The sequence below is a fragment of the Pseudomonadota bacterium genome (genome assembly GCA_022572885.1).
Lineage (GTDB): Bacteria > Pseudomonadota > Gammaproteobacteria > Steroidobacterales > MnTg04 > MnTg04.
Window position 1 is genome coordinate 1 of record JACZVC010000009.1, and the last position, 15,637, is coordinate 15,637.

Consider the following 15,637-nt stretch of genomic DNA (forward strand, 5'->3'; position numbering starts at 1 on the left):
ATATTATTTTCACACCGGTTGCGCTGCGATTTGTGACCTATTCGATCCCGATTAGCGACAAGGCACAAGAGTTTGTTGATGCAGTCCAAAGTTCAGATACCGTACGCCAATGGATCAAGGCAGCCCACGCAGAGTCGGAGTCAATTTCCTTCATCGATGAACTTGTACCTGCCGCGTCCAGCCCGCTTACGTTGGCGTGATACGGAGTTAGAACGTCGGCTCTTGGCCGTTAGCGGACTGTCAAAAATCGGCTTTTGCTCAAATCGAACGTCTGCTATACACCCGAAAGCGGCCGTTGGGATGGTAGAGTCGTGAGGGGCCGCTAATGACCCGTAGCGGACATTCCCAGTATCCAAATATTGCTCATTAGCCTAATTGTGACGCAAGATGACTAATCTTCAACTTTCGTGATGCAGACAACATCGATATAGCCAAACTGGCTGATCTGTCAAAACGAGGCACAAAAGGAAATAACTAATGAAAAAAATTAGCCTGCTCATGACTTGCGCATTAGTCGTTGTCCTCACGGGCTGCGGTGGCGCAAAAGTTCTAAAAAAACCTGAGCCATTGAAGACTACGCAGCCGCTTGCTGTGGCATCAGACCCACGTCTGGCCATTACCTTGGACTGGGTAATAGTGCGTGCCGGTCCCGGCACCTGGGCAAAAAATGCAGACTGGGATGAATACCTTCTGCGGTTCAAGAATCTCACGGATTCGCCAATGCAAATTACCAATGTCTGGGTCTATGACTCACTTGGCACCCAGATAAACAGGCAACTCGACAGGCGAGCACTGGTTAAAGGCACGAAAGGCACCAAGCGTCGTTATCGAGATTCAGATATCAAGGTCAAGGCCGGGATGGGTACCGGCAAAATGCTGGCTGCGGGTGCAGCGGTCGGGGTTGTCGGGTATGGACTCGCGGTAGGTTCAGCAGCGGGGGGGGGATTTGGGGCCGGAGCTGCTGCTGGTGGTGGTGCAGGTGCTGCGGGCGCCGTGCTACTTGCAGCGCCCGTGATCGCTTTTCTTGGCATCAAAAAAGGCGTAAACAACAGCAAGGTCAATTCGGAAATCATACGTCGACAGTCGATGCTACCTCTGGCGTTACCTTCATCGGACGAAGTTTCTGCGAAATTGTTCTTCCCGCTGTCTCCTTCACCAACCCACGTGGAGGTTATCTATACGGACACTGAGGGCGAATACCGCCTGGTCATCGATACGCAGGAAGCACTCAATGGCCTTCACCTGGTGCCAGAGAAAAAATAGGGACCAGTCATTTTGTCGTGGTCCGAACAATAAAAAGGGAGTCAGCAAATTTACGCCAACCTCCCATTGTCTATTCGATTAGAAAGGGTTAACAACGTCCGCTTTTGGCCGACTGTTGTCTGTCGCTACTCCGCCTTTCCAGCCATATGAACGACCGCTATCGATGAAAGCAGACGTTAAGTGGCCCGCCCTAAATGCGCACGTCGGTCCAGGTGTCGTCATACGAGGCTCGCGTTTTGCCACGGCCCGTTAGCGAAACGGCGGCCCGCCAATCCAGGACACCAGGGACAGGCGCGTTCCCTTGGTCACCGGTCGCACACGATGCGCCAGGTATGAGGGAAACGCGATCAGCGAACCACGGCTGCGTGGAGCGAGTTCGTCTGTCGCCGAAAGAAATTCGAGCTCGCCGCCTTCATAATCCGCCGGATCGCTCAACTGCACGCTGAGGCTCAGTTTTCTGCTTGAATAAGTGCCAGGTCCGAGGTCGATATGCCAGTCATAGTGGCCACCCGGCTCGTAGCTTGCCACCTGTATACCGTCATAGAACCCGTTTAGTTCAAAGCCATATCCGCGGTTCAGTTTCATCAGTGCGTCTTCCAGAAAATCGAAAAGCCAGGCGGATTCCTCCGATGGCCAGATAAAGCGCACGGTCGAGTTCCTGCCTTTATCGGTTTTTCGCTCGGCCCCCGTTTTTCCTTCCAGCTTTGGAGAATTCTCCGCGAGCGCGATCGCGCTGTCGCATATATCGGGGCTCATCAGGCTCTCGACGAACGCAACCTGCGCCGCGGCGTCGTTGGTACGCCGGCTAATATGGCTTTTCAAAAGGCGGGATGATTGCATGGTCATCGTCTCTTGCGGCCCAGTTCATCCTGTAAGTCGTGCTTGCGCAGCAAAGCGCGCAGCTGGTGATAGCTCAGACCCAGTAATTTAGCAGCTTCAGACTGCCTGAATCTCGCTTTTTTCATCGCTTCGCGAACCAGGTGGATTTCCATTTTGCCGATCGCTCCTTTCATGTCCAGCGGAAAGTGGATTTTCCTCGTTGACGGTTCGAGCATATCAATGGTGCCTGGCGGCACGTGTTTTGCACTGAGAATCCGTCGTCCCGGGATAGGCATTCGGCCCGGAATATAGGGTGAGTCGAATGGATCGAAGACGATGTTGCTCACTGGTTTGTCGGGTCGTTCTGACCGGTAAACAGAGCGCTCAACCGTGTGTTTCAATTCGCGTACATTGCCGGGCCACGCATGCCTCAGCAGTAACGATGCGGCGCGGTGTGAGAATCCCGGGAAAAAGTCCCGTTTCAGCTCACCGACAATGTTGATTGCGAAGTGATTCGCCAGTGGCAGGATGTCCTCTTCCCTGGCGCGCAACGGCGGCACCGCAATGACATCGAAAGCCAGCCTGTCGAGCAGGTCCGGGCGAAACCGGTTTTCCCGCACCAGCCTGGGAAGATCCTCGTTACTGGCCCCGACTATGCGGATATCGACATAAATGGTTTCGGTGCCGCCTACTCTCTCAAACTCCCCGTATTCGATAACCCGCAATATTTTCTCCTGCATGCGCAGCGATATCGTTGACAATTCGTCCAGAAAAAGCGTTCCTGTATCGGATCGTTCAAAGCAGCCGAAATGGGTGCGAACCGCGCCGGTGAACGAGCCGGCCTCGTGGCCGAACAATTCACTTTCCAGGATGCTTTCCGTCAGTGCCGCGCAGTTCAGTTTGATCAGCGGTTTCTCCCAGCGACCAGACAGGTAATGCAGGCGGCTGGCAATCAATTCCTTGCCTGTACCCCGTTCACCGATAACCAGGACCGGCTTGCTCAGGGTTGCGGCGCGCGACACATGCTCCTGCATTTCCAGGAAAGCCGGGGCTTCGCCGATAATTGGCGTGGTTTCGGGTCGGTGGACAGGCATAATAGTTAAAATAGCTGGAAAACGAGCAAAATACTAATGTTTTAGTGAAATACGCTAATATAGATTATTTATTGATGACTATATTTTACTATTTCTATTTAATAAACAGTATGTTGCGGGAATTCAGGCAATCTGGCACGAATTTCGCAACACTCAATACCAAGAGTAACAAATACGACAATTCGATCTGATTGAGGACGGTTCCATGGGTATTTTTTCGAGATTCAGTGACATAGTGAATTCCAACATCAACTCCATCCTGGACAAGGCGGAGGATCCGGAAAAACTGGTTCGCCTGATGGTCCAGGAGATGGAAGACACGCTGGTCGAAGTTCGCTCCGCCGCCGCGCGGGCCATTGCCGACAAAAAGGGGCTGAATCGTAAATTGGCGGCGTTGGAAAAAGAGGAAAAAGAGTGGCAGGGCAAGGCGGAACTGGCGGTCAGCAAAAACAGGGACGATCTTGCCAAGGCGGCGCTGGCGGAAAAATCGCGAGCGGCTGAAGCGGTTGCGGATTTACGCCAGCACTATGAAATCATCGAGAATGGGCTGGCAAAGCTCAATGACGATATCGCACGCCTTGAAGTAAAGATTGCAGACGCCAAGAACCGGCAAAAATCGCTGTTGTTGCGACATCGTACGGCCGGAAACCGGCTTGAGCTAAGAAAGAAAATCCATGATTACAAGATCGAGGACGCCCTGGTTCGTTTCGAGCAATTCGAACGGAAAATGGAAAATCTGGAAGGACAAGTGGACTCATTCGATCTGGGGTTACAAAAGAATCTAAATCGAGAGCTTGCCAACCTGGAGAACTCAGAGGCAGTGGAAAAGGAATTGGCCGCACTGAAAAAGAAAATACGGCAGGTGGAAAAAACAGCCTGAAGCGAGTTTCTGGCATTAGGATGAAAAACTGATGGTTGAATTATTGGCAATGATAGCCCTGCTGGTGATTGCGCCGCTGGCAATCATTCTGCACTACGTTACCAAGTGGAAGCAGACCGGGGCTCTCAGCGGGGCGGATGAAAAACTTTTGCAGGACTTGTGGGATATTTCGCATCGAATGGAGAGCCGCGTCAATGCGCTGGAGACCATTCTGGACGAGGAAATTCCTGACTGGAGGTCAAGAGCGTGACAACAGGGCAATGGTTTCGAGGAGGAACACAGATGCTTTACAGGGATCGGGAAAACGGCATGATCCTCGGGGTCTGCGCCGGAATTGCCGAAAGGTTTGAATTTAACGTACTCGGCGTGCGCATACTCGCGGTGGTCGCAATGGTCTGCCTGGCTTTCTGGCCGGTCGTTGTGGCCTACGTGGCTTTCGGCTTGTTGCTCCGCGACCGCCCGCTTAATTATTACGGGCCGGACTATGAGCATCGATTCTGGCGTTCCAGCGATCGAGAAACGGAGTGAGCATGACTGATTATCAGGAGTTTCCAACACGCCGGTTTTTTCGTGATCCAAAGCACGGGATTTTTGGCGGGGTCTGCGCAGGTATTGCCAATTACTTCGGCTTTGACGTGACTGCGGTCAGGTTGGTTACATTCTTCAGCATGTTGTTTTTCCAGATGCTGATCCTGGTGTATATTCTTCTTGTATTCATTGTTCCACGGCAGCCAAACACGCCGGAAAGAACCGTGGCGGAACGAGCTTTCGATCGGGCAATGAGGCGTGCACCGAAAGCCACGTTTGGGGAGGTGCGCTACCGTTTTCGCGATCTTGAGACGCGCCTGCAGAAAATGGAGCGCTATGTGACTTCAAAGCGTTTTCAGCTCGATCGGGAATTTGAGAATTTAAAAAACCAGGAGTAAGACTCCTGTGGGGGCGTTTATGATCGGTGATTTATTTCTGATAGCCTTGATCTTGTGTTGTTTTCTTTGCCTTCTTGGGCTGAGGCAGTGGCAAAGACCGGCAGGATCATCCATCGGCGGGCAAAACAGGGGCAATTCCACCTTGGCGGCGACCGCGGCTGACCTGAAACAACGCGTGGAAGTACTCGAGCGTATTGCCACGGATCGCAAGACGGCGTTGCGCGAGAAATTCCTCGATCTTGAGTAAAAGACTTCAGGTTGGGGCTGATGCCGCATGAGCAAATACGAATTTATACTGTCTCTCGTATGCATTCTCGCTGTCGCCTGGGTTTTCAAGGAGTTCATAATCTCGCGGAGGCTGGGAAAAGGTTATCGCAGCAAGGGCCGTCATCGCGGAAACGCTGAGGCTGAGTTGCAGGCCGAGAACGATGCGGCAGCGGAGAAACTGCAAGCGATGGAAGAGCGTATCAAGGTGCTGGAAAAAATCATTACCGATCGCGAGGCGAATCTGCGCGACGAGTTTCGGGATTTGGAAAATAACGGCGATCGATAAGACAGCAACCGCGATGTTTATGACGAGGGAACGTGCGGCACATCGCGACCGGGGGAGTACCGTTTTATTCGCAGACCGGGCCATCTACTGATGGTTTGCACCAGCGTGGCCAGCCGTTCTCATTCCAGTAGTCCGGCAGCTTGATTTCCTCGAGCAAAATTTCGAAATCCGGCAAAGCCCTGAGATAGGCATACCTTGGGAACCACAGATTGGCGATCATCGCAGGAGCATCGCTGACCAGTGTCTGCATTAATTCGAGGGCCCTTGGCGACTTGATAATCAACAGCGAACGGACTGGAGCGCGGCCCCCGGCAGTGCCACTGGCGTGCAATGCCCATTCTGTGATCTCGCTTTCGAGCTGAGCGTCGCCACGCGCGGCGTAGGCAAGACTGGCCGACCGGAAGGGCTCGATTCCGGAAAATCGATGCCAGTCATCGATTATTGCCGCCGCGGATACCAGGTCGCCGCGCATTTCATAAATTTCGCTCAGCACCGCCGATGCAAACATGTGGTCAAGATCAAGGCCCCGGTTCGCATACCGCTCAGCTTCCTCAATTTCTCCATTCAGCAACAGTGCCGCCGCTAGCCAGCTATTGTTGACGCCGGTACCCGGCGCCAGGTCCACAGCTTTGCGCAGGGCGCGCTCCGCCTTATCCGGGTAGCCGACTTCCAGCAACTGGATGCCTTTCCATAAAAACGCCGAAGGCTCGCCCGGGTTCAGCGCAATCGCCAGATCGAAATATTCCATAGCATCGGACCACCGATAATCCTGCGCCGCGACCAAGCCAAGCACGGCGATTGGTTCCGCCTGGCCCGGTTTCAGTTCCAGAGATTTCTCAGCGGCTTCACGGGCGTCGATCAGCGACTGCCGCCGATTCATCGGCAAATAGTCCGGGTAGACTACGTACGTGGCAGCCAGGCCGGACCAGGCCGCCGCGTATTCCAGATCGGTTCGAACGACCTTTTTGAACCGGGCCAATGCCTTCTCCAGGTCCGCACCGCGCTGATTCAAAAAATGCCTCCCCTGCAAATACAACTCATAGGTTTCTACACTGCCTGATGGCGGCCGGTTGTCGGCGACAGCGGCTGCGGCGTTGCCGACATCTCCGACCGAGAGCGTTTCCTGAATCGCGCGCACGATTTTTTGCGCGATCTCGTCCTGTACCGCAAAAATGTCCTCGAGGTTCCGGTCAAAGGTTTCTGACCATAGGTGTGTATCGGTAGCTACATCGATGAGTTGAGCGGTGATACGCACCCGGTCGCCGGCCTTGCGAACACTGCCTTCCAGAATATGGCTCACGCCCAGTGCCGCGGCAATCTCGGCAATATCCATGTTCCGGCCCTTGAAGGCGAACGAGGACGTCCGTGACGGGACCCTGAGCCCCTTGATCTGGACCAGGACATTGAGGAGCTCTTCGGATATGCCATCGCTGAAATACTCGTTGTCCCGGTCGCTGCTCATATTGACAAAGGGAATAACCGCTACCGATACAAGGTCGCTTTTGGCAGGGGGAACTTCGGAAACTGCCTGGATTTCTTCAATGCGCTCCGCCGGGGTCATTGAAATTCTGGGCTCGAGAAAGAAATAAACCACCGCAACGAGCAGCAAAGCAATGATGACAAAATCGATCCGCCGGCCGGTCTGGGGCGTAATCGACTGACTACGATCAACATCCGCTTCACGTTTCAGCCCGTCCGGGGTCAATTCGAATGCCCACGCGAGAATCAATGCAAAAGGAAAGCCTATCAACAGCAGTATCAGTACCATTGAGCCGGCCCATTCGGGGATCTTCAGCAGCGGAAATGCGACATCGATAATCTGGATCGCCAGCCAGCCAACAATCAGGTAGACAGTTGCGACCCTGACGACATTGCGCCGGCTCAGTTCGCCATAGAAATTTTTGATCAACGACACAATGCAAGACCACCTTTGGCTCAGGCAAAGACTAGCACTTGATCCAGCACGCTGCACTGCCGTCAGCTATCAAAAAGAGCGCTGTGCGGTATTATCAGCGAAGGGGGCCTGATTTTTCACGGAGTTGGCGATGTCGGCAACGGTCGAAAAAAAACCGCTCATCGTTCCACCGGTGTATCTGCTGCTGTTTATCCTGGGTCAGATGGCAATTCATCGCTACTGGCCATTGGCGCAGCTTTTCGATGGGCCGATTCGTTACGCTGGCCTGATACTCCTGGCTCTCGGCGTCTTGTTCGCGGGCTGGGGAGTGCGCGCCTTTGGCCGGGCCGATACGGCGATCAGGCCGCTGGAAGAATCGACCGCGATGGTAACCCATGGCTTGTACCGGTTTACGCGGAACCCAATGTACCTGGGCATGATCCAGGTGCTGATGGGCGTCTGCGTGTTGCTGGGCAGCTTGTCGCCATGGCTGTTGATTCCGGGATTCATTTTGATTATTCGAAATGTTTTTATTCTTCGTGAAGAAGCGATGATGGAAAGAATCTTTGGCGAACAATATCGAAGCTACAGGTCCAGCGTCCGGCGATGGGTATAAATCCAGTGGACTCAAGTAGCCAGGCTGTGCCATGAGTGGCAAAGCTGATTTCTACGTGCTCTACCGCTGGCGATTGAAAACAGGTATGGAACAACAGTTCACCGATGCCTGGGCGAAGATGACTGAGCTGATACGAGCGCAAAGAGGGGGCCTGGGATCACGCCTCCACTATCGCGACGATGGCTGGTGGGTTGCCTACGCTGCCTGGCCCAGCCGGGGTCACTGGGTGAAGTCCAAAGACCTTGGGCCCGCGGACCAGGCGCTCGCGAAGTTGATGAACGACGCCATCGCTGAGCGGCAACCCGCAGAGGAATTATTGCCGGTTAAGGACCTGGTTGCCGGGAAACGATGAGTTTCCCGAACGCATCAAAAAGATAAAGGACGATGAGCATAAATGTCGACGAAATCTTAGGTTTCTGGTTTGGAGGGCAGGAAGACGATGCCGATGTTGCGAAAACGCAGCAGTCGTTGTGGTGGTCCAAAAATCCGGCTGTCGACCGGGAGATTTCGGACACCTATCGGGCAACGCTCGAAGCAGCCTGTAGAGGAGATCTGGCGGATTGGGAAAACTCGGCCCGGGGCATGCTTGCCCTGATTATCCTGGTGGATCAATTCAGCCGGAATATTTATCGTGACCATGCGCGCGCATTTTCAAACGATCACCTGGCGCGCGGCTGGTGTCGGCAACTGCTGGCGAGGAGGCTGGATTTGGAGCTCCGGCCCATTGAGCGTTTATTTGCCTATCTGCCCCTGGAGCACTCGGAAGATATGGCTGATCAGCACCGGTGTGTTGCGCTTTTTGCAGCCCTGGGCGAACAAGTGCCGGACCGTCACCAGGAAGTTTTCGCGGGGTTTCTTGATTTTGCCCACGCGCACCGAAAAATCATCAGGCAGTTCGGCAGATATCCTCATCGAAACGAAATTCTTTCCCGCGAATCCACTGCTGCTGAAAAAACGTTTCTAACCCAGCCCGGATCATCGTTCTAGAACATGCGCCAGCATGGACGGGAAAGGAAGAAAACGTGATGATAGTCACCAGGTGCACCCATGACTGATCAAGAACCGGGAAAACTGAATCAGGCCCTGCCGGTCGATCCTCGCGAACTCGAGATCGTGTTTGCCGAATTTGGCGCGACGGTCCATGCGGCGCAGTGCCTGGAATATGCGTTGGGGCTGCTGATGGCATTGCTGACCAAGTATGAAGATGCAAAATTCAAAGGCAGGCCCGACGAAAGTCTCAGCGCCGTGCTTTCCAGTCAAACCTTGGGAGAGTTGTTCAGAACTGTGCGCAAACAGGAGTTTTTCACTTCAGCCGAGAGGAAGACCGTCCATAAGGCGATTAAACAACGCAATCAGCTGGTGCATTCTTACCTGGTGGACAAGGCGGAGTATTTTCTCGGCGCCAAGAGCAGAGCCAAGCTTGTAGAGGATATCCAGAAAAGGCGGGCCAACCTGCGCAAGGCAAATGCGATTATTGACGGGATGATCGATCACTATCTAAAAGAGCACGGAACCAGTATCGAGGAATTACATAATTTCTGGGAGCCGTTGGTACGCTCGGATGAAGAATTGCCGGACCATTTTATCGATTGAGCGGATGCAAAGTAATGGCCGGAAGGCCGCCAAGAAAACTGGAGAAAAAAGTGATAATGGCAAGAGCGGGTCTGCTTATATTGATCGCCTGGATTATTGTTGCCTGTGCCGCGCCCGTCAATCTTCAGGCAGAGCGGAGGTCCTTGCTGGCGGCGGATGTTCGTTTTGACGAACTTTCCGGGGAGTTCGGGCCGGCTGACGCTTTCTCGAAATATCTTGTTGACGACGCACTGAACTTGCCGCGGAATGGGCCAGCGGTTACCGGTCTGAAGAATATCGTAAAATCACTGGCAGGAGAGTATTCGCTCCGATGGATTCCACAGGATGCGGCTGTTTCCGGGAATGCAGACATGGGGTACACATGGGGGCGCTGGCTGCTGAGGATTGACACCGACTCGGGGGTAATGGAAAGAAGGGGCAAATACCTCAATGTCTGGGTTAAAAGAAATGGCGAGTGGAAAGTATTGGTCGACATAGGAAACCAGGCTGACCCCTTACCTGAGTGATAATCAGTATCCGTCTATGGCACAGCCACCCTTATACACAACAGGAGTTTGCCGATGAATGATCTGCCAGAGCGCCGTTCCTACCAGGTATTTGAAAACTGGATTCAGGCGATGGGTGTTGCCTGGGAGGCCAGAGACGCCGATCGCTTCGCGCAACTGTTTACCGCGAATGCACATTACTATTGGACGCCATTTCAGGAAGTGCTGGAGGGACGGGCGCAAATTGCAAATGCAGTGGAGAAAGCAGTTGCCCGGCAGCAGGACGTGAAGTTTCGTTATAACGTTATTGACTGGTCTGACCGTGCAGGTACGGCCCATTGGCAATGCACTTTCAATCGTGAGAACGGCGATCAGGTAATTATCGACGGTATGTTGCGGGCAATTCTGAACGAAGATGGTCTATGCGAAGAATTCAGAGAATGGTGGCACAGCAACGAATCAAAATGAGGAAGCACCGCTATTTGCTGGCGACATTATTGGTCCTGGGCGGCCTGAGCGGTTGTGCGCAATTCAATAAGCCGGATCTGGAAAGACTTTACCGTTATCAACAGGGTAACCCGAACCAGCCGCCGATAATCCTGATACCAGGCCTATTCGGTTCGCGGTTGAGTGACGCTAATGGCAAAGAGGTTTGGCCCGGGTCCGCTTTCAAACTGCTGTTGTCCGATTATGACGAACTCAAGTTAAAGGTAAACCCTGACACGCTGGAACCCGAGAAATCTGATCTCCTTTTGACCGGTTTGACCGATACGATCATTGGGCAGGATTACTACCGGCGGTTGCGCGACGTGCTTGAAAAGGTCGGTGGTTTCGTCGAGTTTGCACCAGGAACGCGAGCCTGGCGGGGGGAACGGCGGTATTATGTTCTCGCCTATGACTGGCGGCAGGACAACCTGTTGGCGGTCAGGAAGCTTGATTCGCTGATCGAAGCCATACGGCGCGATTACCAGGAACCCGATCTAAAAGTCGATCTCATTGCGCACAGTATGGGTGGGATGATAGCGCGCTATTACATTCGCTATGGTACCAGCGATGAATTAACGGACAACGAATTTCTGGTTAATAACTACGGGGCATCACGAATTCGCCGGGCGATTTTGCTGGGCACCCCGAATCTCGGGTCAACCAGTGCCGTTAAGGCGATCATCAATGGCTTTAAAATTGGCATTGGGGAGCTTTCTCCACAGTTGATCGCTACCTGGCCAAGTAGCTACCAATTGCTTCCACATCCGATCAGTCAGTGGTTGTTTTCTGTGGATGGCGAGGCTCTGGATCTGGATCTGTTCAGTGTCGAGATCTGGCGCAGGTTTGAATTCTCGATTTTCGACCCCAAGGTTGAAAAAGAAATTATCTCGCAATTCGAAAATCCGTCGGAGGGTCGGGAATACTTGCGGGTATTCCAGGCATATTTTGCCGTACATCTCGAAAGGGCAAGGCGTTTTGTCTGGTCGCTTACGGTAAAGGCGCCACATCCAGATGTGAAGTTGATTGTTTTTGGCGGCGATTGCCGGCTGACTCCAGCACGGTTGGTGGTGGAAGAAATCAATGGCAAATCGGTGCTGCGGCATTCACCTCGCGAGATACGTCACCCGAATTCCACGGTAAATTATGACCGCCTGATGATGGAGCCGGGCGACGGAAGGGTTACCAAGGCATCATTGCTGGCGAGACAGACCTACGATCCAACCGTCCAGCGACACGAATGGAGGTTCATCGATATCGAATACGCTTTTTTTCTTTGCTCGAAACATACCAGGCTGACCGGCAACCCCATTTTTCAGAACAATCTGCTACACGCTATTCTTAGCGTCGACGAAGAAACGCATCGAGCTGTGGTGGAAGAGTAAGGTCGCCGCTTCTACTGTTTTCTGTGGCGCCATGTCCAGGGTGGAATTCGTTGATTCTCCGGAAGACTCCATAAGCCAGCGCTTTTTTCCCGAGCGCTTTTTTCCAGGGCAATCATTTTTTCATCTTCCGCGTATTTCAAATATACCCATGCCAGCCCATGGCCTACCATCCACGCATTAACGTGTAATCGATCACGAAGACGGTAAATATGGGCGACGAGGCGTCCGTAAGCGTCGACGTCATAAATTTCTATTGCAACCGGCTCGCCATCGATCAATGCCTTTAGCTCGTTTCGTGATCTATCTCCGAACGGCTGATCTTTCTCGGGCGCATCGATTTCCGCCAGGCGTATTTCAATCGAACGGCCTGGCGCGAGTAATACCATGAGACTGTCGCCATCGAAGACCTTGCTGACTATCCCGGTATTTTCCGGTGCACTGGAGACCGGGCCGGGTAAAATCAGCAGCAGCAAAAGTGAGTAGCAAGCAAAGCGCCTCATGATCACGGGACCAATACGGCGGCGCCGGTTATACCCCCGTGGCGAAGACGATCCAGCGCAATGTTTGCCTCCTCAAGACCGAAAGTGGTGATCCGTGTATGTACCGGTACCAGCGGCGCAATTTCAAGAAATTCCCTGGCATCCGCCCGTGTCAGATTGGCGACCGAACGCAGGACCCGCTCGCCCCAAAGTCGCTGATAGGGAAATGACGGGATATCGCTCATGTGTATTCCACCGCAGATAACGGTTCCTCCCTTTCGTATTTGCGCCATCGCCCGGGGAACCAGCTCTCCCGCGGGGGCAAAAATAATCGCAGCGTCAAGTTTAACGCCTGGATCATCTTCCGAGCCACCTGCCCAGACCGCGCCAAGCGAGCGCGCAAAGTCCTGGGCTGCGGCATCGGCCGCACGGGTAAAGGCGAATATGGATCTGCCCTGATGTGCTGCCACCTGGGCGACGATATGCGCCGCCGCACCAAATCCATATATGCCAATATTTTGAGCTTGCCCCGTCATTCGCAGGCAGCGATACCCGATAAGCCCGGCACAAAGCAATGGAGCTGCTTGTTGGTCATTATAGTTTTCCGGTAACGGGAAACAGTAACGATGGTCTGCAAGCACATACTCGGCAAACCCACCGTCAATCTGATAGCCAGTGAACCTGGCTTCATCACATAAATTCTCTTTTTGCTCCCGGCAAAACCTGCACCGGCCACAAGTATAACCAAGCCAGGGTACACCAAGGCGAACGCCTTTTTCCAAGATGACGCCCTCGCCGGTGGCGACTGCGTGACCCACGATTTCATGGCCCGGAACGATGGGGTACTGAATATTCGGCAACTCGCCATCGACCAGGTGCAAGTCGGTCCTGCAAACGGCACAGGCCGTGACCCGAATCAGGACCTCGCCCGGGCCGGGAGTGGGTATTGGTCTTTCTTCAAGACGAAGCGGTTGGCCCACCCCCTGCAAAACCATCGCTCGGCCGGGTTTTTCGGTATGGTCGGGCACGATCGTCGGACTCCGGTTGAATGCGCTTTGCAATAATATGGATTGCCCGTTCAGGCAAACAATGCCTGATGTTGCCTGGCGCCCTCATTTTGCGATATCAGTTGATCGAGTAACTTCTTTGCGCTCATCGCTTCGCCAAACAGATACCCTTGCGCATAGGTACAATTATACTGTCTGAGCAGTTCGAGTTGAGCCTGGTTCTCAACACCTTCGGCAACCACTTCAAGGTCAAGATTTCTGCCCATCTCTATTATCGTCTTAACCATTGCGGCATCGCTGCTGTTCATGTCAGCGTTACGTACAAAGCTCTGATCAATTTTCAGTGTGGAAATCGGGAAGTCTTTCAGAGCGCTCAGCGATGAATAGCCGGTTCCAAAGTCATCGATTGCCAGGTGTATACCCATGGCATACAAGTCATCCAGAATGCGAATTGTTCGCCGCGCATCGTGCATCAATGTGGTCTCGGTCAATTCCAGTTCCAACGCCGATGGAGATACCTGGGTTTCGCGAAAAATTTCCCTGATCCGTTTTGATACGTTGGGACGCATTAGTTGTCGCAGTGAGAGATTTACCGCAATTCGCCCAGGCGAAGGAACATATTCCTGCCAGTGCTTGTAATCGTTGCAGACTTTCCGCAGCACCCAGTCACCTATTTCCGAGATCATGCTGCCTTCTTCTGCCAGCGGGATGAATTTCGACGGAGCGATGTCACCGTGTCCCGGTAAACGCCAACGCAACAATGCTTCCGCGCCGGCGATTTTCCCATTACGCAGGTCTATTTTCGGCAGGTATCGGACGATCAGTTCTTTACGCTCGAGCGCCTTGCGTAACTTACTTTTCAACATCAATCGCTCGACCGCGGCTGCGTTCATTTCCGGAAGGTAAAGCTGACCGGTGTTGCCGCCATTTTGTTTTGCGTGATACATCGCTGCGTCGGCATTTCGGATGATATCAATGACGTTGTCCGCATCGCGTGGATAGCAGGCAATACCAATAGTCGCCGTAATGAATATTTCGGAATCCTGAAGATAAAACGCATTATTGATACGATCCAGTATCAGACGAGCGACATCCGATGCCCGGTAACGCGCTTCTTTATCGTTGGCAAAACCCTCCAGAACGATGCCAAACTCGTCACCCGCCAAGCGCCCTATGACTACATCCTCTCCCAGTACCGCCTGCAACCTCTGTGCAATGACTTCCAGGCACTGATCGCCGGCGGCATGTCCAAAGGTATCATTGACCTCCTTGAACTGATCCATATCCAGATAAAGCATCGCCAGGTTCAGTTTTCTGCGTTTTGCACGGGCGATATTGCGCTGAAGCAGATGCTGGAACTGCATCCGGTTGGGAATACGGGTGAGCGCATCATATCGTGCGAGATAACGAATGCGTTTCTCCGCGCGCTTGCGGTCGCTGATATTTCGCGCGATATAGATGTTCCCCTGGAACCTGGGGTCGGCGGTGCTGACAACCGAGCACGACACAGATACAGGAATTCTGCTGCCGTCCCGCGAGAGGAGTACGGTATCGGTCGCCTCTGTCGTGGTGGCGTCCAGTGGGAAGGCATTCTTACGATCGGGGCTGACGAGCCTCTGGATCGGCATCCCCAATAGCTCCTGCTCCTCGTATCCAACGAGATTGCACGCCGCAGAGTTGGCTCTTTTTATCACGCCATCTGTGGTGCTTACGAAAATAGCATCATTGACGCTGTCGAGAATCAAGTTCAAATGGTAGGCAGGATCAATCGCCTGGATAAGTTTTCGCCTAAGGCTTTCCGCGTTTTTGCCCAGCATGTGCATGTCCGGATCAGCGATGGTCGATAGCTTGTCAGCGGATTCTGCAGCCTCGACAGCTTCCATCGATACCGAGATCGCATCGATGTCCCTGCGCCGGCGTGCAGCGACCAGCCATGCCCAGATCAGACCAGGAAGGGTGGCGAGAAAGACGACCAGCGTGGCGAGCAGCCAAAATGACTGGATGCCGGTGGTTTCGACTAACCCGGGATTGGCCTGCAGCCATTCGAACGCAGCGAATGCCAGCAGAGCCGGCAGCACGGCGATCATAACCATATGTTTTATTAGTGACTGTTTTCTCATCTTTATTTCTTTCTGCCCGGGAAAAGCGAACGAAAGACCA

The 15,637-nt window shown here is 53.3% G+C and carries 19 protein-coding genes; 13 read left to right on the forward strand and 6 right to left on the reverse strand.

Annotation, left to right across the window (positions count from 1 at the left end; all coding sequences use genetic code 11):
* The first annotated feature begins 477 nt into the window (after nt 1–477).
* The gene (locus IIA05_04705) at nt 478–1,263 is read left to right on the forward strand and encodes a hypothetical protein (GenBank protein ID MCH9026402.1); all 786 of its coding nucleotides are present in this window, start codon (nt 478–480) and stop codon (nt 1,261–1,263) included.
* A gap of 249 nt (nt 1,264–1,512) precedes the next feature.
* On the opposite strand, the gene IIA05_04710 is transcribed toward IIA05_04705, so the two are convergent.
* A complete protein-coding gene (locus IIA05_04710; protein MCH9026403.1) occupies nt 1,513–2,103 on the reverse strand; it encodes a 2OG-Fe(II) oxygenase in 591 nt (196 codons plus the stop codon).
* A 2-nt stretch (nt 2,104–2,105) separates the two neighbouring features.
* Entirely contained in the window at nt 2,106–3,176 is a 1,071-nt protein-coding gene (pspF, locus tag IIA05_04715; GenBank protein MCH9026404.1) for a phage shock protein operon transcriptional activator, read from the reverse strand.
* A 205-nt stretch (nt 3,177–3,381) separates the two neighbouring features.
* On the opposite strand from pspF, the gene pspA reads away from it, so the two are divergent.
* From pspA to IIA05_04740, 5 genes are all read left to right on the forward strand, one after another.
* Nucleotides 3,382–4,056: a phage shock protein PspA gene (pspA, locus tag IIA05_04720; GenBank protein MCH9026405.1), complete on the forward strand. Its 675-nt coding sequence runs from the start codon at nt 3,382–3,384 to the stop codon at nt 4,054–4,056.
* Nucleotides 4,057–4,087: 31 nt separating this feature from the next.
* On the forward strand, nt 4,088–4,306 hold the full coding sequence (gene pspB / locus IIA05_04725; protein MCH9026406.1) for an envelope stress response membrane protein PspB: 219 nt from the start codon (nt 4,088–4,090) through the stop codon (nt 4,304–4,306).
* A 32-nt stretch (nt 4,307–4,338) separates the two neighbouring features.
* Nucleotides 4,339–4,584 (forward strand): PspC domain-containing protein, encoded by a 246-nt coding sequence (locus IIA05_04730; protein ID MCH9026407.1) that lies wholly within the window; start codon nt 4,339–4,341, stop codon nt 4,582–4,584.
* Nucleotides 4,585–4,586: 2 nt separating this feature from the next.
* Complete coding sequence (gene pspC, locus IIA05_04735) at nt 4,587–4,982, forward strand: envelope stress response membrane protein PspC (GenBank protein ID MCH9026408.1); 396 nt, start codon at nt 4,587–4,589, stop codon at nt 4,980–4,982.
* A 274-nt stretch (nt 4,983–5,256) separates the two neighbouring features.
* On the forward strand, nt 5,257–5,535 hold the full coding sequence (locus IIA05_04740) for a hypothetical protein (GenBank protein ID MCH9026409.1): 279 nt from the start codon (nt 5,257–5,259) through the stop codon (nt 5,533–5,535).
* A gap of 64 nt (nt 5,536–5,599) precedes the next feature.
* Here the strand turns inward: IIA05_04740 and IIA05_04745 are convergent, their stop codons facing one another.
* A complete protein-coding gene (locus tag IIA05_04745; protein ID MCH9026410.1) occupies nt 5,600–7,450 on the reverse strand; it encodes a hypothetical protein in 1,851 nt (616 codons plus the stop codon).
* 130 nt (nt 7,451–7,580) lie between these two features.
* On the opposite strand from IIA05_04745, the gene IIA05_04750 reads away from it, so the two are divergent.
* From IIA05_04750 to IIA05_04780, 7 genes are read left to right on the forward strand one after another with little or no spacing between them, the layout of a single operon-like run.
* Nucleotides 7,581–8,045 carry an isoprenylcysteine carboxylmethyltransferase family protein gene (locus IIA05_04750; protein ID MCH9026411.1) on the forward strand — a complete coding sequence of 155 codons (465 nt, stop codon included), beginning with the start codon at nt 7,581–7,583 and terminating at the stop codon, nt 8,043–8,045.
* A gap of 31 nt (nt 8,046–8,076) precedes the next feature.
* Nucleotides 8,077–8,397 carry an antibiotic biosynthesis monooxygenase gene (locus IIA05_04755; GenBank protein MCH9026412.1) on the forward strand — a complete coding sequence of 107 codons (321 nt, stop codon included), beginning with the start codon at nt 8,077–8,079 and terminating at the stop codon, nt 8,395–8,397.
* A gap of 32 nt (nt 8,398–8,429) precedes the next feature.
* Nucleotides 8,430–9,032, forward strand: a complete 603-nt coding sequence (locus IIA05_04760; GenBank protein ID MCH9026413.1) for a DUF924 domain-containing protein — start codon at nt 8,430–8,432, stop codon at nt 9,030–9,032.
* 60 nt (nt 9,033–9,092) lie between these two features.
* Nucleotides 9,093–9,638 (forward strand): hypothetical protein, encoded by a 546-nt coding sequence (locus IIA05_04765; protein MCH9026414.1) that lies wholly within the window; start codon nt 9,093–9,095, stop codon nt 9,636–9,638.
* Between the two features lie 50 nt (nt 9,639–9,688).
* On the forward strand, nt 9,689–10,144 hold the full coding sequence (locus IIA05_04770; GenBank protein MCH9026415.1) for a nuclear transport factor 2 family protein: 456 nt from the start codon (nt 9,689–9,691) through the stop codon (nt 10,142–10,144).
* 54 nt (nt 10,145–10,198) lie between these two features.
* Complete coding sequence (locus IIA05_04775) at nt 10,199–10,591, forward strand: nuclear transport factor 2 family protein (protein ID MCH9026416.1); 393 nt, start codon at nt 10,199–10,201, stop codon at nt 10,589–10,591.
* Nucleotides 10,588–11,991, forward strand: a complete 1,404-nt coding sequence (locus IIA05_04780; protein ID MCH9026417.1) for a hypothetical protein — start codon at nt 10,588–10,590, stop codon at nt 11,989–11,991. The genes IIA05_04775 and IIA05_04780 overlap by 4 nt, the downstream gene beginning before the upstream one ends.
* An 11-nt stretch (nt 11,992–12,002) precedes the next feature.
* Here IIA05_04780 and IIA05_04785 read toward each other — a convergent pair whose 3' ends face one another.
* From IIA05_04785 to IIA05_04795, 3 genes are all read right to left on the reverse strand, one after another.
* Nucleotides 12,003–12,491 (reverse strand): thermonuclease family protein, encoded by a 489-nt coding sequence (locus IIA05_04785; protein ID MCH9026418.1) that lies wholly within the window; start codon nt 12,489–12,491, stop codon nt 12,003–12,005.
* Between the two features lie 2 nt (nt 12,492–12,493).
* Nucleotides 12,494–13,465 (reverse strand): zinc-dependent alcohol dehydrogenase family protein, encoded by a 972-nt coding sequence (locus tag IIA05_04790; protein MCH9026419.1) that lies wholly within the window; start codon nt 13,463–13,465, stop codon nt 12,494–12,496.
* 83 nt (nt 13,466–13,548) lie between these two features.
* Nucleotides 13,549–15,570, reverse strand: a complete 2,022-nt coding sequence (locus IIA05_04795) for an EAL domain-containing protein (protein MCH9026420.1) — start codon at nt 15,568–15,570, stop codon at nt 13,549–13,551.
* Between the last annotated feature and the right edge of the window lie 67 nt (nt 15,571–15,637).